Annotated in this window: 21 protein-coding genes; 5 read left to right on the top strand and 16 right to left on the bottom strand. The window is 70.2% G+C overall.

The features are described from left to right. Positions 1-42: 42 nt before the first annotated feature. The 6 genes from HP507_RS10420 to HP507_RS10395 all read right to left on the bottom strand — a co-directional run bounded on the left by HP507_RS10420 (position 43) and on the right by HP507_RS10395 (position 6,779). Positions 43-252: a cold-shock protein gene (locus HP507_RS10420; protein ID WP_217508692.1), complete on the bottom strand. Its 210-nt coding sequence runs from the start codon at positions 250-252 to the stop codon at positions 43-45. 14 nt (positions 253-266) lie between these two features. After that, a complete protein-coding gene (locus HP507_RS10415) occupies positions 267-1,376 on the bottom strand; it encodes a fatty acid desaturase family protein (RefSeq protein WP_175351721.1) in 1,110 nt (369 codons plus the stop codon). 240 nt (positions 1,377-1,616) lie between these two features. Continuing rightward, positions 1,617-3,071 carry a glyceraldehyde-3-phosphate dehydrogenase gene (locus tag HP507_RS10410; protein WP_175351720.1) on the bottom strand — a complete coding sequence of 485 codons (1,455 nt, stop codon included), beginning with the start codon at positions 3,069-3,071 and terminating at the stop codon, positions 1,617-1,619. Next, positions 3,068-4,954: a phosphoenolpyruvate carboxykinase (GTP) gene (locus HP507_RS10405; protein ID WP_175351719.1), complete on the bottom strand. Its 1,887-nt coding sequence runs from the start codon at positions 4,952-4,954 to the stop codon at positions 3,068-3,070. The genes HP507_RS10410 and HP507_RS10405 overlap by 4 nt, the downstream gene beginning before the upstream one ends. Then, positions 4,951-5,892: a transketolase family protein gene (locus HP507_RS10400; RefSeq protein WP_175351718.1), complete on the bottom strand. Its 942-nt coding sequence runs from the start codon at positions 5,890-5,892 to the stop codon at positions 4,951-4,953. Before HP507_RS10400 ends, HP507_RS10405 begins: the two co-directional genes overlap by 4 nt. Beyond that, positions 5,889-6,779, bottom strand: a complete 891-nt coding sequence (locus HP507_RS10395) for a transketolase (protein ID WP_271207126.1) — start codon at positions 6,777-6,779, stop codon at positions 5,889-5,891. The genes HP507_RS10400 and HP507_RS10395 overlap by 4 nt, the downstream gene beginning before the upstream one ends. Positions 6,780-6,885: 106 nt before the next feature. Between HP507_RS10395 and HP507_RS10390 the strand changes: the two genes are divergently transcribed. Both HP507_RS10390 and HP507_RS10385 read left to right on the top strand, forming a co-directional pair. Then, positions 6,886-7,671, top strand: a complete 786-nt coding sequence (locus tag HP507_RS10390; RefSeq protein ID WP_175351716.1) for an IclR family transcriptional regulator — start codon at positions 6,886-6,888, stop codon at positions 7,669-7,671. Beyond that, positions 7,664-8,434 carry an IclR family transcriptional regulator gene (locus HP507_RS10385; protein WP_175351715.1) on the top strand — a complete coding sequence of 257 codons (771 nt, stop codon included), beginning with the start codon at positions 7,664-7,666 and terminating at the stop codon, positions 8,432-8,434. The genes HP507_RS10390 and HP507_RS10385 overlap by 8 nt, the downstream gene beginning before the upstream one ends. Before the next feature lie 64 nt (positions 8,435-8,498). Here the strand turns inward: HP507_RS10385 and HP507_RS10380 are convergent, their stop codons facing one another. The 10 genes from HP507_RS10380 to HP507_RS10335 all read right to left on the bottom strand — a co-directional run bounded on the left by HP507_RS10380 (position 8,499) and on the right by HP507_RS10335 (position 20,615). Further along, positions 8,499-9,986 carry an NAD-dependent succinate-semialdehyde dehydrogenase gene (locus tag HP507_RS10380; RefSeq protein WP_175351714.1) on the bottom strand — a complete coding sequence of 496 codons (1,488 nt, stop codon included), beginning with the start codon at positions 9,984-9,986 and terminating at the stop codon, positions 8,499-8,501. Then, entirely contained in the window at positions 9,983-11,902 is a 1,920-nt protein-coding gene (gene iolD / locus HP507_RS10375; RefSeq protein WP_175351713.1) for a 3D-(3,5/4)-trihydroxycyclohexane-1,2-dione acylhydrolase (decyclizing), read from the bottom strand. Before iolD ends, HP507_RS10380 begins: the two co-directional genes overlap by 4 nt. 23 nt (positions 11,903-11,925) lie before the next feature. Then, entirely contained in the window at positions 11,926-12,765 is an 840-nt protein-coding gene (gene iolB / locus HP507_RS10370) for a 5-deoxy-glucuronate isomerase (RefSeq protein ID WP_175351712.1), read from the bottom strand. 101 nt (positions 12,766-12,866) lie between these two features. After that, complete coding sequence (locus tag HP507_RS10365) at positions 12,867-13,763, bottom strand: sugar phosphate isomerase/epimerase family protein (protein ID WP_175351711.1); 897 nt, start codon at positions 13,761-13,763, stop codon at positions 12,867-12,869. Then, on the bottom strand, positions 13,760-14,770 hold the full coding sequence (gene iolG, locus HP507_RS10360) for an inositol 2-dehydrogenase (protein WP_175351710.1): 1,011 nt from the start codon (positions 14,768-14,770) through the stop codon (positions 13,760-13,762). The genes HP507_RS10365 and iolG overlap by 4 nt, the downstream gene beginning before the upstream one ends. Positions 14,771-14,804: 34 nt before the next feature. Further along, positions 14,805-15,836 carry a Gfo/Idh/MocA family protein gene (locus tag HP507_RS10355; RefSeq protein ID WP_175351709.1) on the bottom strand — a complete coding sequence of 344 codons (1,032 nt, stop codon included), beginning with the start codon at positions 15,834-15,836 and terminating at the stop codon, positions 14,805-14,807. Continuing rightward, positions 15,833-16,735, bottom strand: a complete 903-nt coding sequence (locus HP507_RS10350; protein ID WP_175351708.1) for a sugar phosphate isomerase/epimerase family protein — start codon at positions 16,733-16,735, stop codon at positions 15,833-15,835. Before HP507_RS10350 ends, HP507_RS10355 begins: the two co-directional genes overlap by 4 nt. Continuing rightward, the gene (locus HP507_RS10345) at positions 16,732-17,949 is read right to left on the bottom strand and encodes a Gfo/Idh/MocA family protein (RefSeq protein WP_271207127.1); all 1,218 of its coding nucleotides are present in this window, start codon (positions 17,947-17,949) and stop codon (positions 16,732-16,734) included. The genes HP507_RS10350 and HP507_RS10345 overlap by 4 nt, the downstream gene beginning before the upstream one ends. 110 nt (positions 17,950-18,059) lie before the next feature. Then, the gene (locus HP507_RS10340; RefSeq protein WP_175351707.1) at positions 18,060-19,049 is read right to left on the bottom strand and encodes a LacI family DNA-binding transcriptional regulator; all 990 of its coding nucleotides are present in this window, start codon (positions 19,047-19,049) and stop codon (positions 18,060-18,062) included. A 90-nt stretch (positions 19,050-19,139) separates the two neighbouring features. Continuing rightward, positions 19,140-20,615 carry a sugar porter family MFS transporter gene (locus HP507_RS10335; RefSeq protein ID WP_175351706.1) on the bottom strand — a complete coding sequence of 492 codons (1,476 nt, stop codon included), beginning with the start codon at positions 20,613-20,615 and terminating at the stop codon, positions 19,140-19,142. Between the two features lie 268 nt (positions 20,616-20,883). Here HP507_RS10335 and HP507_RS10330 point away from each other — a divergent pair, with 268 nt between their 5' ends. From HP507_RS10330 to HP507_RS10320, 3 genes are all read left to right on the top strand, one after another. Further along, positions 20,884-21,876, top strand: a complete 993-nt coding sequence (locus tag HP507_RS10330; protein WP_333781355.1) for a substrate-binding domain-containing protein — start codon at positions 20,884-20,886, stop codon at positions 21,874-21,876. A gap of 83 nt (positions 21,877-21,959) precedes the next feature. After that, positions 21,960-23,000, top strand: a complete 1,041-nt coding sequence (locus HP507_RS10325) for an ABC transporter permease (protein ID WP_175351705.1) — start codon at positions 21,960-21,962, stop codon at positions 22,998-23,000. Continuing rightward, positions 23,000-23,893 (top strand): ATP-binding cassette domain-containing protein, encoded by an 894-nt coding sequence (locus tag HP507_RS10320; protein WP_175351704.1) that lies wholly within the window; start codon positions 23,000-23,002, stop codon positions 23,891-23,893. The genes HP507_RS10325 and HP507_RS10320 overlap by 1 nt, the downstream gene beginning before the upstream one ends. Positions 23,894-23,917 lie beyond the last annotated feature (24 nt).

Here is a 23,917-nt window from a genome sequence, read left to right as displayed (position 1 = left end):
GGGCGCGTGGGCGGCGCGCCGGTGGCAGCGACCGGGACCGCGTCAGCGGATGATCGAGATCTTGTCCGCCTGCGGGCCCTTCTTGCCGGGGCCGACCTCGTACTGCACGTGGTCGGCGTGCTCGAGGGAGCGCAAGCCCGTCGTCGCGACGATGCTCGAGAAGTGCGCGAACAGGTCGTCGGACCCGTCGTCCGGGGTGATGAAGCCGAAGCCCTTGTCGTTGTCGAACCACTTCACGGTGCCGGTCGGCATGGGTGTCATCCCTCTCAGTGGATGCGCAATTGCGCCACCATCGGGCAGGCGAACGGGTCACGGGCGGCGAGCCCGACCCGGTTGAGGTAGCGGACGACGATGCCGTACGAGCGCACCAGCGTGGTCTCCGTGTACGGCACGTCGAGCGTGTCGCAGTGGTCACGGACGAGCAGGCGGGCCTGCTTGAGTGCCGGACGCGGCATCGACGGGAACAGGTGGTGCTCCACCTGGTAGTTCAGGCCGCCCATGAGGAACGAGACCCACCAGCCACCGCGGATGTTGCGGGAGGTGCGGACCTGGCGGGAGAAGAAGTCGACCTTCGCGTCGTGCGCGATCATCGGCATGCCCTTGTGGTTCGGGGCGAACGAGGCACCCATCATCACGCCGAACACGGCGAGCTGCACGCCGAGGAACGCGCACGCCATGCCGAACGGCAGGAACCAGAAGACGATCGTGAGGTAGATGCCGAAACGGGCGACGAGCAGCGCCGCCTCGAGCCAGCGGTGCTTCACGTCGGCCTTCGTGCCGTTGCCGGTGACCACCGAGCGGACGGCGAGCCAGTGCAGGTTGACGCCCTCGAGGGTGAGGAGCGGGAAGAACAGCCAGCCCTGGAAACGCATGAACAGCTGCATCGGGCCGCCCTTCACGGCGGCGGCGTCCTCGGGCAGGAAGCGGATGGTGTCCGGCGCGATGTCCGGGTCCTTCCCGACCGTGTTCGGGTTGCCGTGGTGGCGGGTGTGCTTGTTCATCCACCACGAGTAGCTGAGGCCCACGAGGAACGTGCCGAGCCAGCGGCCGGCGTGGTCGTTCCACCGCTGCGAGGCGAAGACCTGGCGGTGCGCGGCCTCGTGCGAGAGGAACGCGAACTGCGTGAAGATCACACCGAGGACGCCGGCGACGATGAGCTGGAACCAGGAGTCGCCGAGGAACGCGAACGCGACCCAGGCGAGCGCGAGGCCGCCGGCGAGGCTGCCGAACAGCGCCCAGTAGAACCCGGTGCGGCGGCGCAGGAGGCCGTTCTCCTTCACCTGCGCCAGGAGCGCGGAGTAGGTCGAGGTGCCGTTGCGGCTCCCCGATCCGGGACGAGTGCGGGTGTAACCCGGCGCGAGCGGAGTGGTGGTCATGAGGACCGACCTTCCGTTACGGATCGGTCCTTCAACCGGTACGGGAGAGTTCACGCGTCTGCGCTTGTCGCGACCATAGGGGGCGAAGATGCGTGTTCGCCTGACAGTCCGGATTGCGTCGGTCCCCTGTTCGCCGGACCGGATGATGAGGGAGAGACCGGTTCAGGGGCGTCGGTCTCTCCCTCGGAGCGCGCCCTCCCCACCACAGGAGTCTTGACCAGACAGGCGCGCTCGTCGCGATCAGAGACTGATCGCGAGTTCTTCCCGGTTCGCCGGACGCGGCGCCGGCATCGACGCCGGGTGCGCGCCGCTCATCGTCTCGAGCACGCGGACCACCTGGTAGGAGTAGCCGAACTCGTTGTCGTACCAGACGTAGACGACGACGTCCTCGCCGTCGGCCTGCGTCGCGAGGCCGTCGACGACGCCCGCGAAACGGGAGCCGAGGACGTCGCTCGACACGTACTCGGGCGATTCGACGTAGTCGACCTGCGAGCGCAGCGACGACCCGAGGGAGACGGTGCGGAGGAAGGTGTTGAGTCGTTCCCGGCCGACGGACGTCTTCAACCGGAGGTTGAGGATCGCGAGTGAGACGTCGGCGGTGGGCACGCGGATCGCGCTCCCGGTGAGCTTGCCGGCCAGCGTCGGGACGGCCTTCGCGACCGCGCGGGCAGCGCCGGTCTCGGTGATCACCATGTTGAGCGGGGCGGCACGGCCCCGGCGGTCCGCCTTGTGGAAGTTGTCCGTGAGGTTCTGGTCGTTCGTGAACGAGTGGACGGTCTCGACGTGGCCGCGGACGATCCCGTACTCGGCGTCCAGTGCAGCGAGGACCGGTGCGACCGCGTTGGTCGTGCACGATGCGGCGGCGACGATCGGGGCGTGCTCGGCCTCGACCGTGTTGAGGCCGTGGACCACGTTGGGGATCGCGCCCTTGCCCGGAGCGGTCAGCAGCACGCGGGCGACGCCCTTCGCCTCCAGGTGCTTCCGGAGTTCGTCCTCGGTCCGCCAGCGACCCGTGTTGTCCACGAGGATCGCGTCGTCGATGCCGTACGCGGTGTAGTCGATCGCGGCGGGGTCGGCGGCGCGGATCACGGCGATCCGGGTGCCGTTCGCGACGATGCTCTGGGTCTCCTCGTCGACGCTGATGGTGCCGTCGAACGGACCGTGCACGGAGTCTCGGCGGAGCAGGCTCGCTCGCTTGACGAGGTCGTCGGTGCCGGTCGCTTCCCGGACCACGATCGCACGGAGCCGCAGCCCGGTCGATCGGGACTGGTGCGAGATCAGGATGCGGGCGAGGAGTCGCCCGATCCGTCCGAACCCGTACAGCACGACGTCGGTCACCGGGAGGGAGCCGTCGCCCTGGAGCTCGGGGAGCAGGTCCGCGATGCTCGCGCCCGGGGCGGTGCGGGCCCGGGCCGCGAGTGCGCCGAGGTCGAGGGATGCCGGGCCGGCGCCCGCGGCCTCCACCGCGCGGAGGAGCCTGAGGGACTCGTCGAGCGGCAGCGGTGCGCCGTCGACGTGGCGGGCGAACCGGTGGGCCTTCACGATGTCGATCGCCGACCGGTTCACCAGCCGTCGTCCGTACACGGCCGTCACGACGCCGTCCCGGCGGTGCAGTCGTCCGATGATCGGGATCATGGCCTCGGCGACCTCCAGGCGGGCGCTCCAGTCGTCCCAGAGCCCGGCGTCGGCCGTCATGCCGCGTCCAGCCGTCGGGTGAGCTGGTCGAGGCGGTCCCGGAGCCGCTGCGGCACGCGGTCCCCGAACCGGTCGAAGTGCGCCCGGAGCTGCTCGGCCTCGGCCGACCACGCCACGGCGTCCACCTCGAACAGCTCGTCCAGGGCGAAGCCGTCGAGGCCGAGGCCGGCGACGTCGAGGCCCCCGACGCGCGGCAGGCCACCGACCGGGCTCCACTCGACCTCGGCGTCGTCCTCGAGCCGATCGGCGATCCACTCGAGCACGCGGATGTTCTCGCCGAAGCCGGGCCAGAGGTACCCGCCGTCGGAGGACTTGCGGAACCAGTTGACGCGGAACACCTTCGGCGCCTTCGAGCCCAGCTGGTCACCGATCTCGAGCCAGTGCTGCCAGTGGTCCGCCATGTTGTAGCCGCAGAACGGCAGCATCGCGAACGGGTCGAGGCGGAGTTCCCCGACCGGCCCCTCGGCGGCCGCGGTCTGCTCGCTGGAGATCGTGGACCCGAAGAACACGCCGTGCTCCCAGTCCTCGGCCTCGGCGACGAGCGGCACGTTCGTGGCTCGGCGTCCGCCGAAGACGATCGCGTCGATCGGGACCCCGTCGTGGCTGTCCCAGTCACCGGAGATCGTCGGGCACTGCGCGGCGGCGACCGTGAACCGGGCGTTGGGGTGGGCCGCGGGCTCCGGGCTGTCGGGGGTCCACGGGCGGCCGCGCCAGTCGATGAGGTGCTTCGGGGGCTCCTCGGTCGCGCCCTCCCACCAGACGTCGCCGTCCAGGGTCATCGCCACGTTGGTGAAGATCGTGTTCGACCGGACCGTGGCCATCGCGGCGGGGTTCGTGTCGGGCCCGGTTCCGGGCGCGACGCCGAAGAACCCGGCCTCGGGGTTGATCGCCCACAGGCGGCCGTCGGCTCCGGGTCGGAGCCACGCGATGTCGTCGCCGATGGTCTCGACCTTCCAACCTGGCAGGCTCGGGGTCATCATGGCGAAGTTCGTCTTGCCGCAGGCGGACGGGAACGCCGCCGCGATGTGCAGCACCTTGCCGGCGGGCGTGGTCAGGCGGATGAGCAGCATGTGCTCGGCGAGCCAACCGTCCTGCCGTGCCATGACCGACGCGATGCGGAGCGCGAAGCACTTCTTGGCCAGCAGGGCGTTACCACCGTACCCGGAGCCGTACGACCAGATCTCGCGGGTCTCCGGGAAGTGGGCGATGATCTTGACCTCGTTGGACGGCCAGGGCACGTCCCCCACGGCGGAGCCGTCGTCGGCGACGAGCGGCATGCCCACGGTGTGGAGCGCCGGCACCCACTCGGTGTCGGGACCGATCTCGGCGAGGGCCTCGGCGCCCATCCGGGTCATGATCCTGGTCGACACGACGACGTAGGGCGAGTCGGTGACCTGCACGCCGACCTGCGAGATGGCCCCGCCGACCGGGCCCATCGAGAACGGGACGACGTACATCGTCCGCCCGCGCATCGATCCGCCGAAGCGTGCGGTGAGCTCCTCGCGCATCTCGGCCGGGTCGCGCCAGTTGTTGGTCGGCCCGGCGTCCGCTTCGGTCGCCGAGCAGATGAACGTGCGGTCCTCGACGCGCGCGACGTCCGCGGGATCGCTGCGTGCCAGGAAGCTGCCCGGTCGGAGGCTGTCGTCGAGCGCCACGATGGAGCCCGAGCGCACCATGCCGGTCAGCAGGGAGCGGTTCTCCTCCTCGCTGCCGTCGACCCAGACGATGTCGTCCGGCTGCGTCAGGGACGCGACGTCGGCCACCCACCGTCGGAGGGCGTCGATGCCCGGTCCCGGTTCGATGGTCGAGCCGGTCGAGCCGGTCGAGGGGGTCGAACCGGAGCCGGTCGAGCGGGTCGAACGGGTCGAGTCGATGACGCTCATGCGGGGACCCGCTCCCCGATGGCCCGCTGGATGCGCTCGGCGACCCTGCCCACGGACAGGCCGTACTTCTCGAGCAGGAAGTCGTTCGGCCCGGACTCCGCCCAGGCGTCGGCCAGACCGACCTTCTCGAGGCGAGCCGCGGCGGCGCGCTCGGCGAGCACGCTCGCGACGACGTCCCCGAGGCCACCGACGACGGAGTGCTCCTCCACGGTGACGACCGTGTCCGCATCCGCCAGGAGCGTCCAGAGCGCCTCGGTGTCGAGCGGCTTGATCGTCGGGAGGTGGACGTGGCGGGCGCTCCTGCCCGCGCTCTCGACCTCGTCGATCGCCTCGACCGTGCGGGACGTCTGGACACCGGTGGAGACGACCGTGACGTCGGTCCCGTCGCGGAGCAGTACCGGCTGCCCGACGGTGAACTCGTAGTCGTCGTCGAACACGTCCGCCACGGCGTCGCGCGCGAGACGGAGGTACACCGGCCCGTCGTGGTCGGCGGCCCAGCGGATCATCGCACCCGCCTCGGTCTCGTCCGCGGGAGCGAGGACGGTCATGTTCGGCATCGCCCGCATGACGGAGAGGTCTTCGATGTCCTGGTGGGTCTTGCCGCTCGCCCCGTTGAGGAGCCCGCTGTACGCCGCGGCGAGGCGCACCGGCGCCTTGGTCTGCGACACGAGCATGCGGACCTGGTCGAGGGCTCGGTTCGTCAGGAACACCCCGAACGACGACAGCCACGGGCGGTACCCGAGCGTCGACATCCCGAAGGCGATCCCGACCATGTTCTGCTCGGCGATGCCCGCCTGCACGAACCGCTCCGGGTGGGCGTTCGCGAACGTGACCGCCATGGTCGAGGTGGCGAGGTCGCCGTCGACCACGACGATCCGGTCGTCGGTCTGTGCCAGTTCCGTCAGGGTGTCGCCCCAGACCGCGCGCTGTGCCTTCATGCGAGCGCCTCCGCCTTCTCGTCGATGAGGAGTTCCGTCCGTGCCGTCGCGAGCTGCTCGTCCGTCGGGACTCCGTTGTGCCACTTGAAGGTCCCCTTCGTGAAGGAGACACCGTTGCCCTTGACCGTGTGGGCGATGATCGCCGTCGGCTTGCCGCTGGTGCCGCGACGCTCGTCGACGGCGGCGTACGCGTCGAGGATCTCGTCGTAGTCGTGCCCGTTGATCTCGATCACGTCCCAGCCGAACCCGCGGAAGACCGCGGGGAGGTTGACGTGCCCCATCGGTTCGCTCCGGTCGTACCGGTCGCTCGCGCTGGCGGTCCAGCCGTACTGCTGCAGGCCGTTGAGGTCGATGATCGCGGTGAGGTTGTCGAGGCCGTACCGGGGGGCGCAGATCACGGTCTCCCAGACCATGCCCTCCTCGATCTCGCCGTCGCCGAGCACGACCCAGGTGTGGAAGTCGCGCTTCTGCAGCTTGGCGGCGATGGCCATCCCGGAGCCGGCCGACAGTCCCTGACCGAGCGAGCCGGTGGACGAGTCGACGCCCGGGGTGATCTTCATGTCCGGGTGCCCCTGGAGTCGGGAGTCACCGTGGTCGAACGTGGCGAGCTCCTCGACCGGGAAGTAGCCGCGCATCGCCAGCACCGAGTACAGGCCGATGGCCGAGTGACCCTTCGAGAGGATGAAGCGGTCGCGGTCGGGGTCCTGCGGGTTCGCCGGATCGATCCGCAGCTGGTGGAAGTACAGGGCGACCATGAGGTCCATCGCGGACATCGGTCCGCCGATGTGTCCGGCCTTGCTCGACGCCACGGTCTCCAGGACGTGCCAGCGCCCTTCGCGCCCGAGTGCCTGCAGATGTTCGACGTCTCTCGCGTCCTTGCGTGTCACGACGACTCCTTCGTTGTGCGGTGGTGCGAGCAAAACTATCACCGCGTGAACGAAATGTCTACAGGGTGAGAGCAAAAGGATTGTGACGACATGGCAGGATGACGGCATGGCAGACATCGCCGCCGAGGAAGGCGGGATCGAGATCCTCAGCAAGGCCGGGGCGATCGTCGACGCGCTCGCTGCGGCGAAGGTGCTGACGGTGAACGCGATCGCCGAGGCCGTCGGGGAGCCGACCAGCTCCACCTACCGGCTCCTGCAGAGCCTCATCGCCATGGGGTGGGTCGAACCGGCTCCGTCGCGCGGCACGTACCGGCTCGGCCTCGCCTGCATGCAGGTCGGCGGAGTGCTGGAGGACTCGCTCGACGTCCGCGGACTCGCGCTCCCGCGGATGCGCGAACTGCGATCGACCGCCGACGTCGCGGCGTTGCTCTGCTACCGACGGGGCACCCGCGCGGTGTGCGTCGAACGCATCGAGGGCCACGACGTCCGCTCCGTCGCGATGCAGGTCGGCGACTCCCTGCCGCTCCACGTCGGGGGCGCACCGCTCGCCCTCCTCGCGTTCCTCCCCTCGGGCGAGCAGCACGCCGTGATCGACGAACTCCTCGCCGCGGACGACCTGCCGTACCCGACGCCCGCGGCGGACGTCCTCCGCGAGGACGTCGCCCGCATCCGGGACCGCGGGTACGCGCGCTCCGACGAGGACGTCACCATCGGCATCGCGGCGTTCGGCAGCCCGGTGTTCAACCACCGCGGTGAACTCGTCGCGGCCGTCTCGATCAGCGGGCTCCGCGAGCGGCTGATCGATCGCGAGTCCGAGCTCGCGGCGCTGGTCATGGACACCGCGGCGGCGATCAGCGCCGACCTCGGCTACGAAGGAGCGGACCGTGGCTGACCGGAAGCCGATGCGCGTTCTCGCCAACTCGCAGGCCGTCATCGACGCGCTGGCCGAACGCGGCGACCTCTCGCCCGCCGAACTCGCCGAGGCGACCGGGCTCCCCCGGCCGAGCGTCTACCGGTTCATCGAGGGGCTCAAGGCCGTCGGCATGGCCACCACGACCGCCGACAACCGCGCGCGCCTCAGCGTGAAGTGGCTCCACCTCGCCGACGCCGCTCGCGACGCGATGTCCGAGTGGTCGTCGGCGCGGGGCGTCCTCGACGAGCTCGCCGCCCGGACCGAACAGACCGTGTTCCTCACCGTGCCGCGCGGCGACGAAGCCGTGTGCATCGACTGGGCGCCCGGGCGGGGCATCGGCGTGCTCACCCTCTCCCCGGGCCGGTCCCTCCCGCTGTACGCCGGCGGGGCCGGTCGCCTCGTGCTCGCGCACCTCCGGGACCTCGACGGGTACCTGGCCGACGAGACGGGACGCCGACCGTTGACGGCCAGGACGATGACGGACGCCGCCGCGCTCCGGGCGGACGTGCGACGCACCCGGGAGCGGGGTTACACGCTCTCGTTGGACGACGCGACCATCGGGATCGGGGCGATCGCGCTCCCGATCCTCGACGGGAACGGCGAGCTGCTCGGCTGCCTGTCGGTCGCGGGACGGTCGGTGGAGATCGAGGAACGTCAGGAGGAGTTCCTCGCCGCCGCGCGCGCGGCGGTCGCCGTCCTCGAGCAGGACGCGGCTCAGGCGAGCCAGGTGCAGTCGCCCTGACCCCATGACGGACAGGAGGCGCAGTGCCAGCCGGCACCGCGCCTCCAGTCCGTTGCCGGGTCGCCTACCAGGCGACCGCGATGTACTGCGACTCCATGTACTCGAGCAGGCCCTCCGCGCCGCCCTCGCGGCCGATGCCGGACTCCTTCATCCCGCCGAACGGCGCAGCCGGGTCGGAGACCAGGCCGCGGTTCAGCCCGACCATGCCCGACTCGATGCGTTCGCTGACCCGCAGCCCTCGACCGATGTCGCGCGTGTAGACGTACGAGACGAGCCCGAACGGCGTGCCGTTCGCCAGGCGCACGGCGTCGTCCTCGGTCTCGAAGGTGACCACCGGGGCGACCGGACCGAAGATCTCCTCCTGGAGGATGCGCGCCTGCTCCGGCACGTCACCGAGGACCGTCGCCGGGTAGAACCACCCGGCGCCGTCCGGTGCGGTACCGCCGGTGAGCACGGTGGCGCCGTCCTCCTTCGCGGCCTCGACGAGCCGGGCGATGTCGTCGCGCGCCGTCTCGTTGACCATCGGGCCGAGCTGCACCTCGGGGTCGAGGCCGTCGCCGGTCCGGAGCGCACCCATCGCGTCGGCGAGCCGCCCGGAGAACTCCGCGGCGATCCCGGACTGGACGTAGAAGCGGTTCGCCGCCGTGCAGGCCTCGCCGCCGTTGCGCATCTTCGCGATCATGGCACCGGCGACCGCCTCGTCGAGGTCCGCGTCGTCGAACACCACGAACGGGGCGTTGCCGCCGAGCTCCATGGACGTGTTCACGACGGACTCGGCCGCGAGCTGCATGAGCTTCACGCCGACCTCGGTCGAGCCGGTGAACGAGAGCTTGCGCGAACGCGGGTCCCGCACCATCTGCTCGACCACCGCGCCGGACGAGCGGCTCGGCAGCACGTTGAGCACGCCGGCCGGCAGCCCGGCCTCCTCGAAGAGGGCTCCGATCGCGAGCGCGGTGAGCGGGGTGTCGCTCGCGGGCTTCAGCACCATGGTGCAGCCGGCCGCCAGGGCGGGACCGATCTTCCGGGTGGCCATCGCCGCGGGGAAGTTCCACGGCGTGACGAGGATCGCGATCCCGATCGGACGGTGCTCGACCAGGATCTTGTTCGCACCGCCCGGCGCGGTCTGCAGGGACCCGGGGATCCGGACCGCCTCTTCCGCGTACCAGCGGAGGAACTCGGCAGCGTAGACGACCTCGCCCCTGGCGTCGGAGAACACCTTGCCGTTCTCGGCCGTGATGAGCTTCGCGAACCAGTCCGCGCGCTCGATCATCAGGTGGTAGGCGCGGGAGAGGACCTCGGAACGCTTCCGCGGCGGGGTCGCCGCCCACGCGGCAGCGGCATCGCCGGCCGCGTCGACGGCCGCCTGCGCGTCGTCCCGGGTGCCGTTCGCCACGGTGGCCAGCACGCTGCCGTCGACCGGGTTGTGGACGTCGAACGTCCCGCCGTCGGAAGCCGTGCGCTGCCCGCCGCCGATCAGGAGCCCCGTGGGGACCCCTGCGGCGACCTCGCGTGCGACGGCGGTCGCGTCGGTCGTCTCCTGTACGTCGGTCATGAGTGCTCCAGTTCCCGGACGCGAGGAGCCGACTGCGTCAGGTAGAGACGCTGCTCCTCCTTGTTCTGTTCGTAGGTCGCCCGTGCGTCCTTCGTCGACTCGAGGGTCGACACCTCGGCGACGGGGACGTCCCACCACGCCCCCGAGCCGCCGAAGCGCCCCTGCGCGTCCACGCGGACGTACACCACGGCGGTGCCGTCGTACGCGCGGGCATCGTCGAGGGCCTTCCGGAAGGTGTCGGCGGTGTCGGCGGAGAACACCTCCGCGCCGTAGCTCGCCGCGTTCGCGACGAAGTCCACCTCGAGACGGCGGCCGTCGTGGCGGAGCGCTTCGCCCCGCTCGTTGAAGCGCGTTCCGAAGGTCTGCGAGCCGAGCGTCTCGGACAGCGCCGCGATGGACCCGTAGCCGAAGTTGTCGACGATCACGATCGTCATCCGCAGGTGCTCCTGCACGGCGGTCATGATCTCCTGCGACATCATCAGGTACGACCCGTCGCCGACGAGCACGTGGACGCGACGGTCCGGTGCCGCGAGCTGCGCTCCGACGCCGCCGGCGACCTCGTAGCCCATGCACGAGTTGCCGTACTCGATGTCGTAGCCCTTCGGGCTCCCCGGACGCCACAGACGGTGGAGGTCGCCGGGCATCGAGCCGGCGGCGTTGATGACGACGTCCTCCGCGGCGGCCGAGGCGTTGAGGAGCCCGAGCATCTCGGCCTGCGAGAGGGTCGGGCTGTCCTCCTGCACCTCGACGATGCGGTCGACCTCGGCGCGCCAGTCGGAGGCGGCGCGCTCGTACTCGGCGACGACGTCGGCGTCGAGGGTGAACCCCTCGAGCGCTTCACGGAGCTCGGCGAGCGTCTCCCGCGCATCGCCGACGAGCGGGATGCCGGACTCCTTGAAGGCGTCGACCTCGGCGACGTTGATGTTCACGAACGCCACGTCGGGGTTCTTGAACATCGTGTTCGAGGCGGTCGTGAAGTCCGTGTAGCGCGTGCCGATGCCGATGACGACGTCCGCCTCGTTCGCGATGCCGTTCGCGTACTTCGAACCGGACGAGCCGAGCGCGCCGAGCGCCGCCGGGTGGTCCCAGGCGATGCTCGCCTTGCCGGCCTGCGTGACGCCGACGCCGATGCCCGTCGCCTCGGCGAACTTCGTGAGCTCGTCGGTGGCGTCGGAGTAGACCACGCCGCCGCCGGCGATGATCACGGCCTTCTTCGCCGACCGGATCAGCTCCGCGGCGCGCTGGACGGCGGCACGGTCGGGGCGGTTGCGCGCGACGTGCCAGACCCGGTCGGAGAACAGCGCCTCCGGGAAGTCGTACGCCTCGGCCTGCACGTCCTGCGGGACCGCGATCGTGACCGCGCCGGTGTCGGCGGGGCTCGTGAGCACGCGCATCGCCTCGAGGAGGGCGGACGCGAGCTGCTCGGGACGGATGATGCGGTCGAAGTACCGGGACACGGCGCGGAACGAGTCGTTCGCCGTGACGTCCATCGCGTACGGGTGCTCCTGCTGCTGCAGCACGGCCCCGGTCGAGCGCGTCGCGAACGCGTCCGACGGGAACAGGAGGACCGGGATGTGGTTCACGGTCGCGGTGCCGGCACCGGTCACCATGTTCGTCGCGCCGGGCCCGATGGACGTCGACACGGCGAGGGCGCCGAGGCGGTTCTTCATCTTCGCGTAGCCGGTGGCGATGTGGACCATGCCCTGCTCGTTGCGGCCCTGGTAGTACGGGAACTCGTCCTGGTACTGCAGCAGGGCCTGCCCGAGCCCGGCGACGTTGCCGTGACCGAAGATCCCGAACGCGCCGCCGAAGAACGGCTGCGTCTCCCCGTCGCGCTCGACGTACTGCGCTTTCATGAACTCGACGATCGCCTGACCGACGGTCAGACGCCGGGTCGGCTGCGGGTGTTGCGTCATTGCGAACTCCTTGCGTGGTGGGGTCAGGGGTGGACGGGGACGAACGGCACGCGCGGATCCGCGTCGAGGGTCTCCCACTTGGCGCGCGCCGGGGCGAGCGCGGGGTCCTCAGCCGCCTGCAGGGTGCGCTTCGGCGCCGGGCCCGCGAGGACGTTGAGGTAGTAGAGGTCCTGGTCGTGGGCGGCGACGGTGGTGTGGTACCCCCACGGGATCAGGCAGATGTCGCCGTCACGGACGGGCACGTCGAGGTCGAAGTCGCGCTCCGGGCTGTACACCCGCTGCAGCGCCCACCCGTTCTCGGGGTCGCGCGTGCGGTAGTAGTAGACCTCCTCGAGCTGCGCCTCGCCGTCGACGTCGTGTTCGTGCTTGTGCGGCGGGTAGCTCGACCAGTTCCCACCGGGGGTCCACACCTCGACGATGTGGAGCCGGTCGGCGGGGAAGTCCGGCGACATCGGCGTGGAGACCTGACGCGTGGCGGTGCCGGCGCCGCGGGTCGCGGAACCGACGTCGTCCGGGGTGACGAGGACGACCTCGTGCTGCTCCGTCGCCGGGGCGGTCGCGATCGCGAGTTCTGCACCGGGGGTGCCCGTGATCGAGACCGCGGTGTCGCGCGGGACGTAGAGCGTGTGCCCGAGTCCGTCGAAGACCGTGTCACGGCCGCCGATGCGGTACTCGTCGGAACCGACCGTGACCACGAGGTCGCCGTGCAGGTTGACGAACGCGCGCTCGTTCCCGTCGGCCGGGAACTCGACCGTCTCGCCGTCGCCGAAGGTCTTCACCTGGAAGGTGACGAACTCCCATCCGGCGATCTCCGGGGTGATGACGTCCCATGCGCCGTGCTTGAGCACCTGCGGGTCGACCATGTTTGATCCTCTCTGCGTCGTTGCGTCGGACTGGAAGAGCATATCGCTTTTCTCGCTTGTCGGACGCATCGTCCGCCATGCGATTTTACTGGAGGCCCGACTCACCCCTGGTGCGCGGGCTGCGGCTGGGCGTCGGCGAGCGCCAGACACCGCAGGGTCGTGTCGCGGGCGGCGTCGAGGGCGTCCTCGAGCGTCTTCGCACGGTGCTCGATCGAGAGCATCTCGACGCCCCACGGGCCGGACCAGCCGAGGTCGGCCATGGTCCTGATGAACCCGACCACGTCCTGCGCCCCCTCGCCCGGGTACCTGCGGTTGTCCCGGGTGTCCTCGAAGAGCGTCCGGCCCGCCTCCGGCTCGGCGTCGGCGTCGTTGAGCTCCACGCCCACGACGGTGGACGGGTCGAGGGTGCGCCGGAGCTCGTCGAGCGGTGTCCCGGCGCGGAACACGTGCCAGAAGTCCACCGCCAGGCCGGCGTGGGGATGGTCGACGGCGCGGACGAGGTCCGAGCCCTGCGGGAGGGACGAGATGCCGGCGAACGGCAGGGGTTCGAGTGCCAGGCGCGTCCCGATCGCCGCCGCCTCGTCCGCGAGCCGCCGGAACGGGTCCACGAAGGGTGCGAACGACGTGACCGTCGGGGCGGGAGGCGGTGCGATCTTCACCATGGGGCTGCGGAACACGCGTGCCACGTCCCGGATGACGTCCCAGCGCGCACGCCACGGCGTGTCCTCCGGGTCGCGCCACCAGTCCTTCACGAGCTCGACCTCGAGGTGCCGGATGCCGACCCGGTCGGCGTGCGCCCGGAGCTCCTCGAACCCGATGGTGTCGCGGACGACCTCGAGGTCGTCCAGCGCGAAGCCGAGTCCCGCGAACCCTGCGTCAGCCGCCGCACTCACGCGGTTGCGCGCCGAGAAGGGGCTGCGCTCCGACGGGGCATCGGGCTGCGCCGAGCCGGCCGTGGTCCAGCAGGTGGCGACGAGGTCGCGACCGATCCCGCTCATCGCGACAGGTCCACCGCGACCGACTCCCCCGTTCGCGCCGAGCGGTCGGCGGCGTCCGCGAGCACCAGTGCGGCGCGTCCGTCCTCGAAGCCGGGGCTGCGCGACGGCTCGCCGCGGACCGCCTTGAGGAACTCGACGACCTCGAGCCGGTACGCCTCGGCGTACCGCTGCAGGAAGAAGTTCTGGTACGGCTCGAGCGACTCGACGGCGTCCCCGCTCCACCGGCGGACCAGCGTGTCGGTCTGGTTGCCGACCTGCAGCAGCCCCTCGGACCCGAAGACCTCGAACCGCTGGTCGTACCCGTACGATGCGTGCCGCGAGTTGGTGATGGCGATCAACTCGTCGTTCGCGCCGCGGAGTGTGACGACCGCGGAGTCGAAGTCGCCGAGCTCACGCGCGGTGGCGCTGAACGTGTTGGCTCCGCGTGCGGTCACCTCGACGATGTCCGGGACGAAGAACCGTGCCATGTCCAGGTCGTGGATGGTCATGTCGCGGAAGATGCCGCCCGACGAAGCGAGGTACGCCGCCGGCGGTTCGCCCGGGTCGCGGCTGGTGATGAGGATCTGCTCCAGCGTCCCGATCTCCCCGGACTCCACCCGGCGCTGGAGTTCGGTGAAGTGCCGGTCGAACCGCCGGTTGAAGCCGAGCACGATCGGGATCGTCGCGGCGGCGGCCTTCGCCCGGAGCCGGTCCACCCGGTCGAGGTCGAGGTCGATCGGCTTCTCGCACAGCACCGGCACGCCGGCGTCGATCGCCGCGTCGATGAGGTCGACGTGCGTGGCCGTCGGTGCCGCCACGATGACGGCGTCGACCTCGCCCGAGGCGAAGACCTCGGCCGGGTCCGAGCTGACCTTCCCGCCGTACTCGGCGGCCGTCCGCTCCGCGCCCTCGACGAACGGGTCGCAGACCCACGCGAGCTCGGCGTCGTCGATCGCGGCCACGCTCATGGCGTGCACCTGTCCGATGCGCCCGGTGCCGAAGAGGCCGATCCGGATGTGTTGCGTCATTGCAATCTCCTGTGGTGGTGGTGTGCCGCGCGGACTACGCGGTGGTGCGGGGCCGGACGGGACGCCCGGTGTGGAACGACTCCGCGGCCGCCTCGGCGAGCGCGGTCGCGACGAGCCCGGCAGCGGGCGGTGTCAGCGACTCCGACTCGCCGCGGATCATCCGGACGAAGTGGGCGATCTCCTCCTCGAACGCCGGGACGAACCGGTCGCCGAACGTGTCGTAGGGGTTCTCCGGCGTGGTGCCGTCCGGCTCGGTCGAGGTGATCGGGGTGCGCGGTCCGTAGCCGGCGCCGTACGCGCCCTTCGACCCGGTGACCTCGAGCCGGACGTCCTGGCCGGCGTCGCTTCGCCTGAGCGCACCGATGCTGCCCACCGCGCCCGAGGCGAAGCGGAGCGTGACCATCGCGGTGTCGGTGTCGTCGTGGTCGCCGTAGACCGGCTCGTCGAGGACGGACCCGATCATGGAGATCTCGACGACGGGGTCGCCGACGACCCACGGGATGATGTCGAAGTCGTGCACGAGGAGGTCGAGCCACATGCCGTGCGACTGCGGGATGTAGTCGAGCGGCAGCGCGTAGTGGTCGTTCTCGGTCGCCTGCACGAGCCGGAGCGTGCCGACGTCGCCGTCGAGGACGTGCCGGCGGAGCCGCTGGTACCCGGGGTCGTACCGGCGGTGGAACGCGACCATGATCGGCGTGCCGGTCGCTTCGAGGTCGCGGGACAGCGAGGTGAGCTCGTCGACCCCGAGCGCGAGGGGCTTCTCGATGAGCAGCGGTGTCCTGGACTCGGCGACGACGCGCGCGAGGTCGGCGTGGGTGTCGGTGGCCGAGGCGACGAGGATGCCGTCGACGGAGGGCAGGACGTCGGCCAGTGGGTCGATGGTGCTCGACACGCTCGCCCACGCTGCACCGTCCGCGGTCCGCTGCTGTTCGAGTCGGGACTGCACCGCGGCCGTCCGGCCGGCGTCTCGTCCGATGAGCACGACCTCGTCGACACCCGGCGTCCGTGCGAGGTTGCGCGCGTGCATCGCGCCGATCCGGCCGAGTCCGGCGACGCCGACCCTCATCGGGTCGCCTCGGCTGCTTCGAGCTCCGCCACGAGGGCGCGGACGTACTGCACGCTCGCCCGTGCGTCCTCGATCGGGCCGGCGCCGGGCTCCGGTTCCTCGAGCACGACCTTGTCCTGTTCGAGGACGATCCACCCGTCGAAGTCCGCGTCGACCATGCTCTGCAGGATCGCACGGATGTCGACGTCCCCCTGTCCGACCGGGCGGTAGAGCAGGTCGGCCTTGATCGCATCGAAGTAGCTGATCTCCCCACGCGCGACCCGGTGCATCCCCTCGAGCGACACGTCCTTCAGGTGCATGTAGGCGATGCGGTCGGAGTGCTCCGCGGCGAAGACGACCGGGTCGGTGCCGCCGAGGAACAGGTGCCCGGTGTCGAAGCAGAAGGGGATGGTGGAACCGGCGAGCACGGCGTCGACGTCGTCCTTCGTCTCGACGACCGTGCCGACGTGCGGGTGCAGGGTCGCGGTGACACCGACCGCGGCGGCGGCCTCGGTGATGCGGTCGAGGTTGGCGAACAGCGTCGACCACTGCTCGTCGGTGAGCGGCTCACGCTGGGCGTCGTAGCCGGTCTGCTCGCTGTCGGCGCAGACGACCAGGACGGTGGCGCCGGACGCCGCGTAGTCGCGGAGCTCCTGCTCGATGCGGGGCAGCGGGTCGGTGCCCGGCTGGTGCGCGATGACCGGGACGAAGCTCCCGATGGCGGTCATGCCGAACTCGGCGAGCCGGGTGGCCTTGTCCTCGGGCGCCGGCGGCAGGAAGCCTTGCGCGCCGAGCTCGGTGGCGTCGAAGCCGAGCTCGCGCATCTCCGCGAGGACCCGTTCCGGCGGGAGCTGGTACCCCCAGCCCTCGACCTCGCTGACACCCCAGGAGATCGGTGCGGTGGCGATCTTGAGGCTCATGCGTTCGCTCCCTCGGTGGTGCGGGTGTTCGCCGTGGCGCCGGGCTCGACGGGCAGGGTGACCCACTCGCCGGACTCGGCGGACTGCTCGGCGGCGCTGAGCACCCGGGCGGATGCGACGGCGTCGTGGATGTTCGAGCCCGTGGCCTCGCCACCGGTCGCGGCGGTGAGGAACTTCGCCGCCTCGATGACCTTGAGGTCGTCGTAGCCCATGCTCGTGCCCGAGCTCGGCTGGAAGCGGGAGTAGTCGGGGAAGTACCCGTCCGCGAAGGCACGGGTGTACCCGACGTGCGGACCGGTGCGGGTCAGTGCGACCTCGAGTTCGTTGAGCCGCTCGAAGTCCCACTTGACGGAACCCTCGGTGCCGAAGATCTCGAACGTGTACTCCGACCGCGGGCCCACGGCGATGCGTGAGGCCTCGAGGTTGCCGAGGGCGCCGGCGCCGTACGCGCTGTCGTCGAACCGGACCAGCATCGTGGCGTAGTCCTCGTTCTCGACGGGGAGCAGCTTGCCGGCGTCCGGCGTCCCCGGCAGGCCGGGGCGCTCGGTGAGGTACGTGCCGGTGGCGGCCGAGATCGAGCCGATCGGCCCGAGGACGTAGTGCATCAGGTCGACGAGGTGTCCCATGAGGTCACCGAGCACCCCGCTGCCGGAGGTCGCACGGACGAACCGCCAGGTGAGCGGGTCCTCCGGGTTCGAGGAGAACCCGCCGAAGAACCGGCCGCGGACGTTGGTGATGCGACCCAGTGCTCCGTCCAGGACGAGCTGGCGGGCGTGCTGGACGGCGGGGACGTGACGGTAGTTGAAGCCGATCGTGGTCGCGACCCCGGCGGCGTCGGCGGCGGCGGCCACCGCTTCGGTCTCCTCGACGCCGCGGCCCACCGGCTTCTCGATCCAGAAGGGCTTGCCGGCCTGCGCGGCGGCGATCCCGATCTCGGCGTGCAGGGAGTTCGGGGCGCAGATGCTCACCACGTCGACCGCGGGGTCGTTCAGCACGTCGCGGTAGTCCGAGACCACCGACTCGTACCCGAGCACGTCCTTGGCGTAGTCGCGACCGGCGGCGGCGACGTCGGCCGCGACGACCAGACGGGGCTCGATGCCGAGCTCGGGGTACAGCAGCGGGAGGAGTCGGTACGACCGCGAGTGCAGCCGCCCCATCCAACCGACGCTGATCAGGCCCACTCCGACGGAGGTGGGCGCCTTGGTCTCTGCCACGGATGCTCCTTTGCGCGAGGCGATGACGGTTTTGCACCGGTCCAAAATCTTGGACCGGTACAACGTACGACCGTGGAGCACCGGTTGTCAACGCGGCGCGGCGGCGACCGTCAGACCACGGTCGTCGAGCTTCCCCGCACGGCGAGGGACGGCGCGACGAGGACACCGTCGTCGGACGCGGGCACGTGGCCCGGCGCGAGGAGGAGCTCGGCCGCCCGACGACCAATCACGTCGTTGTGCGGGTCGACCGAGGTCAGGTCGATCGGCCCGAGGGCCGCCAGGTAGGTGTTGTCGTAACCGGTGACCGCCACCGTGCCGGACAGCCCGCGCTCCGCCACGGCGGCCAGCACGCCGATCGCCGCGAGGTCGTTCACCGCGGCGATCGCCGTGGGCGGGTCCGCGGAGTCGAGGAGGGCCGATGCCGCGCGATGACCCGCGCGCTCCGTGAAGTCGCTGGGCGCGATCGCCCCGGCGTCGAGGCCGTGCTCCCGCATGGCGCCGGCGAACGCCGACGCCCGACCGGCGGCGACGGGGCCGCCCTCACCGCCGACGTGGCCGATCCGCCGGTGCCCGAGGGCCGTCAGGTGGTCCACCACGAGGCGCATGCCGACCTCGTCGTCCCCGCGCACGGTGGCGAGGCCGCCGCGCGAGCCGGGCCGGCCGCTCGCGATGACGAGGCGCGCGGAGGCGGTCATCTCGACCACCCGGTCCATGTCGGGGACGGAACCGACGACCAGGAGCCCGGACGGCTGCAGGTCGCCGAGCATGGCGACGACCTCGACGTCGAGGGCCGATCCGGACGACGGGCTCGGGAGCACGGCACTCGTCACCAGGCCGAGCCGACCGGCGTCCGCCAGGGTCGCACGGGCCGACTCGACCACGTCCGTGAGCACGGGGTTGCGGGTGTCCGCGACGAGGATGCCGACGAAGTCCTCGCGCGCTCCGTTCAGCGACCGGGCGACCCGGTTCGGACGGTACCCGAGCTCCGCCGCCGCCGCCAGGATCCGCTCGAGGCGGTGCGGGCTGACCGACGCCGGGGACCGGTAGGCCAGCGACACGAGCGACTTCGACACGTCGGCACGGTCGGCGACGTCACGCATCGTTGCTCGACGCTGGTCATCTCCCGACATCGCCACCTCCGTGCGCGACCTTACCGAACCGGCCGTGCGCCGACGGACGCAGGCCCTGCCTCAAGCGCGGTCGCGGTCGGCGCGCTTCGACTTGCCCTTGATGGTGTCGATGTAGATCGCTCCGGTCGTGACCTCTTCCTCGAGCTTCTCCAGCGACCACCCGCGCGTCTCGGGGACCTGGGTCGCGATGAACACGAGGGCGATCACCCCGATGAGCGCGAAGAGGAAGAAGGTGCCGGTGATCCCGACGCTCTCGATGAGCGAGGGCACGTAGAGCGCGAGCACGGCGTTCATCAGCCAGCCGGCGAACGCGGCGATGCCCGTCCCGAGCCCACGCATGTTGAGCGGGAAGATCTCGGCGAGCCACACCCAGACCGCGATGTTGAGGCACGACTGCATCGAGAGCACGAACGCGCAGATCAGGAAGAGGAGCACGTAGGGACGGATCGGGTTGCCGTCCGGGATGAGGAACGACGCGAACCCGATGAGGATGTGGCACGACGTGGTCAGCGACAGTCCGAGCATGAAGGTCTTGCGTCGGTCGACGCGGTCCATGTTCCGGAGCGCGATCAGACCGCCGATGACCGCCAGGATGCCCGGAGCGATGTTGGCGACGAGCGCCGCACTCGAACCGAAGCCGGCGTCGATGAGGATGCGCTGGCCGTAGTACATGATCGAGTTGATCCCCGTCACCTGCTGCGCGATCGCGACACCGCACCCGATGAGCACGATGCGGATCAGCCACTTGCTCGAGAACAGCGCGCGCAGGCCGCTCTGGCCGGACTGCGCGGACTCCTCCGACGCGATCCGCTCGATGTCGGCGAGCTCGGCGCGGGCACGCTCCTCGTTCCGCACGGTCTTGAGGATCTCGAACGCCCGGTCGTCGTGACCGTGCTCCACCAGCCAGCGCGGGGACTCCGGCATCCGGAGCATCCCGAAGAAGAGGCCCGCGGCCGGGATGCAGCAGACGAAGAACATCACGCGCCAGACGCCGCCGTCACCGCCCAGCACGATGCCGATGATCGCGTTGATGACGAACGCCGCGAGCTGGCCGCTGACGATCGCGAGCTCGTTGCGGCCGGTGATCATGCCGCGGATCTCCAGCGGAGCGAGCTCGGCGAGGTACACCGGCACGACGATGGACGCCGCTCCGACCGCGAGTCCGACCGCGACGCGACCGGCGAGGAGCACCTCGAAGTTCGGGGAGAACACGGCGAGGAGCGTGCCGCAGAAGAAGAAGGCGGCCATCCCGATGATCGTCGTCCGCCGTCCGATGCGGTCGGACACTGGGCCGCCGATCAGCCCGCCGAACGCCGCCGCGAACACGAGCGACGAGATGACGACGCCGAGACCGAGGTCGTCGAGGTGCAGCTCCGTCTGGATCGACAGCTCGGCACCGTTGCTCACACCGGTGTCGTAGCCGAAGAGCAGTCCCCCGAGGCAGGCGACGACCGAGATGTACCCGATCCGCTTGCGGTGAGGCCCCGCGGTGAGGGGCGGGAGGGTGGCGCTTCCGCGCTGTTCTGGACCGGGCATGAAGACTCCTTCGTCATGGAAGCTCGTACGAGCCCGTTCGCCCTCGACCATTCTCATGCAACGGACGAACTGTTCACATCGTAACAGGATCCGCGAAAAGCTTCCGCCGCGGAACAATGCTTGTGGAAGCCGTGGTCCCCGTTATACCGTGCACCGGACAGATGAGCCGTTGAGTGAGAATCGCAGCGTTGCAAGGCCTCGCTCTCATCGACCCACCCTGTGCCACAACCTCGCACCCGAGCGGAACCACTGGACAAAGGAGTCTTCCGTGAAGCGATTTTCTGTAGTCATGGGCATCACCGCGGCAATCGCGGCGAGCGCCCTCGTCCTCTCCGGATGCTCGTCGCAGGGGGGTCGCGTCGCGTCGAACGACGACGGTTCCTCGGGCGGGACGAGCAAGAACTCCGGACTCACCATCGCCCTGGTCACCCACGCCGCTCCCGGCGACACGTTCTGGGACATCGTCCGCAAGGGCGCCGAGGACGCCGCGAAGAAGGACGGCGTGAAGCTCCTCTACGCCTCCGACCCCGACGGCACCAAGCAGGCACAGCTCGTGCAGCAGTACACCGACCAGAAGGTCGACGGCATCGCGGTGTCCCTCGCCAAGCCGGACGCGCTCAAGAGCGCGGTCCAGGGCGCGGAGAAGGCCGGGATCCCGGTCGTCTCGTTCAACTCCGGCAGCGACGACTACGCGGCCCTGGGCATCCTCGCCCACTTCGGACAGGACGAGTCCGTCGCCGGCGAGGCCGTCGGCAACGAGCTCAAGGCGCAGGGCCTGAGCAAGCCGATCTGCGTGATCCAGGAGCAGGGCAACGTCGCACTCGAAGCACGGTGCGGCGGCATCAAGAAGATCCTGCCCGACACCCAGACCCTGTACGTGAACGGCACCGACAACAGCGCCGTGCAGTCGACGGTCACCGCGAAGCTCCAGGCGGACTCCGCTGCCGACTCGATCGTCGGTCTCGGCGCCCCGTACACCGCGGTCATCCTCAAGGCGGTCAAGGCAGCGGGCAGCAAGGTCAAGGTGGCCTCGTTCGACCTCAACGCCGACCTCGCGAAGAGCATCAAGAGCGGCGACGTCGTGTTCACGGTCGACCAGCAGCCGTTCATGCAGGGCTACGAGTCCATCGACTCCATCGTCCTGTACAAGCAGGGCGGCTTCGTCCTCGGCGGTGGCAAGCCGACGCTGACCGGGCCGGCCATCGTCGACAAGTCGAACATCGACAAGGTCTTGAAGTACGCCGAGGACGGGCTGCGGTAGCACGCCCTTCGCCGGTCCGCCGCGTCGCGCGGCGGACCGGCCCCGACCCCTCCCACCCCCGGTCCCGACGAAGGGAACCTCCCATGACCACCGCCACCGCCATCCCCGCAGGCGACGAGCGCCTCGCCCGCCGCAGTCCCGTCCGCAAGCTCCTCGGCCGCCCCGAGGTCGGAGCCGTCGTCGGCGCCATCGCGATGTTCGCCTTCTTCGCGATCATCGCCCCCGTCTTCGTCCAGCCCGACTCGATCTCGACCGTCCTCTACGGCTCGTCGACCATCGGCATCATGGCCGTGGGCGTCTCGCTCCTCATGATCGGCGGGGAGTTCGACCTCTCCGCCGGTGTGGGCGTCATCTCCTCCTCCCTCACCGCGACGCTGTTCGCCTGGTACTTCTCGACGAACGTCTGGGTCGGGGTGCTGCTCGCCCTCGTGCTGTCGCTCGGCGTCGGGTTCGTCAACGGCTGGATCCTCGTCCGGACCAAGCTCCCGAGCTTCATCGTCACGCTGGCGACGTTCCTCATGCTGACCGGCCTGAACCTCGCGATCACCCGACTCGTCTCCGGGGCGGTGTCGACCCCCGACATCTCGCAGCTCGACGGCTTCGCCTTCGCTCAGCAGCTGTTCGCCGCCGACGTGCCGATCTTCGGTGTGACGGTCAAGATCACGGTGTTCATCTGGATCGCCCTCGTCGCGATCGCGTCGTACGTGCTCCTCCGCACCCGCGTGGGTAACTGGATCTTCGCCGTCGGCGGCGACGAGAACGCGGCCCGTGCGGTCGGCGTCCCCGTCACGAAGACGAAGATCGGCCTGTTCATGGGCGTCGGGTTCTGCGCCTGGATCGGCGGCATGCACAACCTGTTCGCCTTCAACGTCGTGCAGTCCGGCGAGGGCGTCGGCAACGAGTTCCTCTACATCATCGCCGCGGTGATCGGCGGCTGCCTGCTGACCGGTGGCTACGGGTCGGCGGTCGGCGGCGCGATCGGCGCGCTGATCTTCGGCATGGCGAACAAGGGCATCGTCTACGCGCAGTGGAACCCGGACTGGTTCAAGTTCTTCCTCGGCCTGATGCTCCTGCTCGCCACGATCATCAACCTCATCGTCAAGAAGCGAGCGGAGCAGAAGTGATGTCGAACACCACGAACACCGCACACCCGACCACCCAGGTCGTCGAGGTCCCGGTCACGGACACCCCCGACATCGCCGCCGGCGCGCCGCACCTCATCGCCCTCCGGGACGTCGGGAAGCACTACGGCAACGTCATCGCACTGTCCGACGTGTCGATGGACGTCGACGCCGGACGGGTGACGTGCGTGCTCGGCGACAACGGCGCCGGGAAGTCCACCCTGATCAAGATCATCGCCGGGCTGCACCAGCACAGCGCCGGGACGTTCTCGATCCAGGGCGAGGAGCGGACGCTCTCGTCACCGCGCGAAGCGCTCGACTCCGGGATCGCCGCTGTCTACCAGGACCTGGCGGTCGTCCCGCTCATGCCCATCTGGCGGAACTTCTTCCTCGGCTCCGAACTGCGCGGGCCGCTCGGGGCGCTCAACGTCAAGGAGATGAAGCGGATCACGAAGCAGGAACTGCTCGACATGGGCATCGACCTGCGGGACGTCGACCAGCCGATCGGCACGCTCTCCGGCGGCGAGAAGCAGTGCGTCGCGATCGCCCGGGCCGTGTACTTCGGCGCGAAGGCGCTCATCCTCGACGAGCCGACCGCCGCACTCGGCGTCAAGCAGTCCGGCGTCGTCCTGAAGTACATCCTCCGGGCACGCGACCGGGGACTCGGCGTCATCTTCATCACGCACAACCCGCACCACGCCTACCCCGTCGGCGACCGCTTCCTGCTGCTCCGGCGCGGCAAGAGCATCGGGTACTTCGAGAAGACCGACATCACCCTGCCCGAGCTGACCGGCCTGATGGCCGGCGGTGCGGAGCTCGAAGAGCTCGCCCACGAGCTCGAGCAGGTGGGTGGCCAGGACGACCGCATCGAGGAGATCCGCGCAGCCGAGGCGTGACCACGTGACCAGGTGACGGACGGG

The organism is Curtobacterium pusillum (assembly GCF_013359865.1).
GTDB lineage: Bacteria > Actinomycetota > Actinomycetes > Actinomycetales > Microbacteriaceae > Curtobacterium > Curtobacterium pusillum.
The sequence above is the reverse complement of the archived record's forward strand: the minus strand, read 5'-3'. Positions and strand labels throughout refer to the sequence as shown.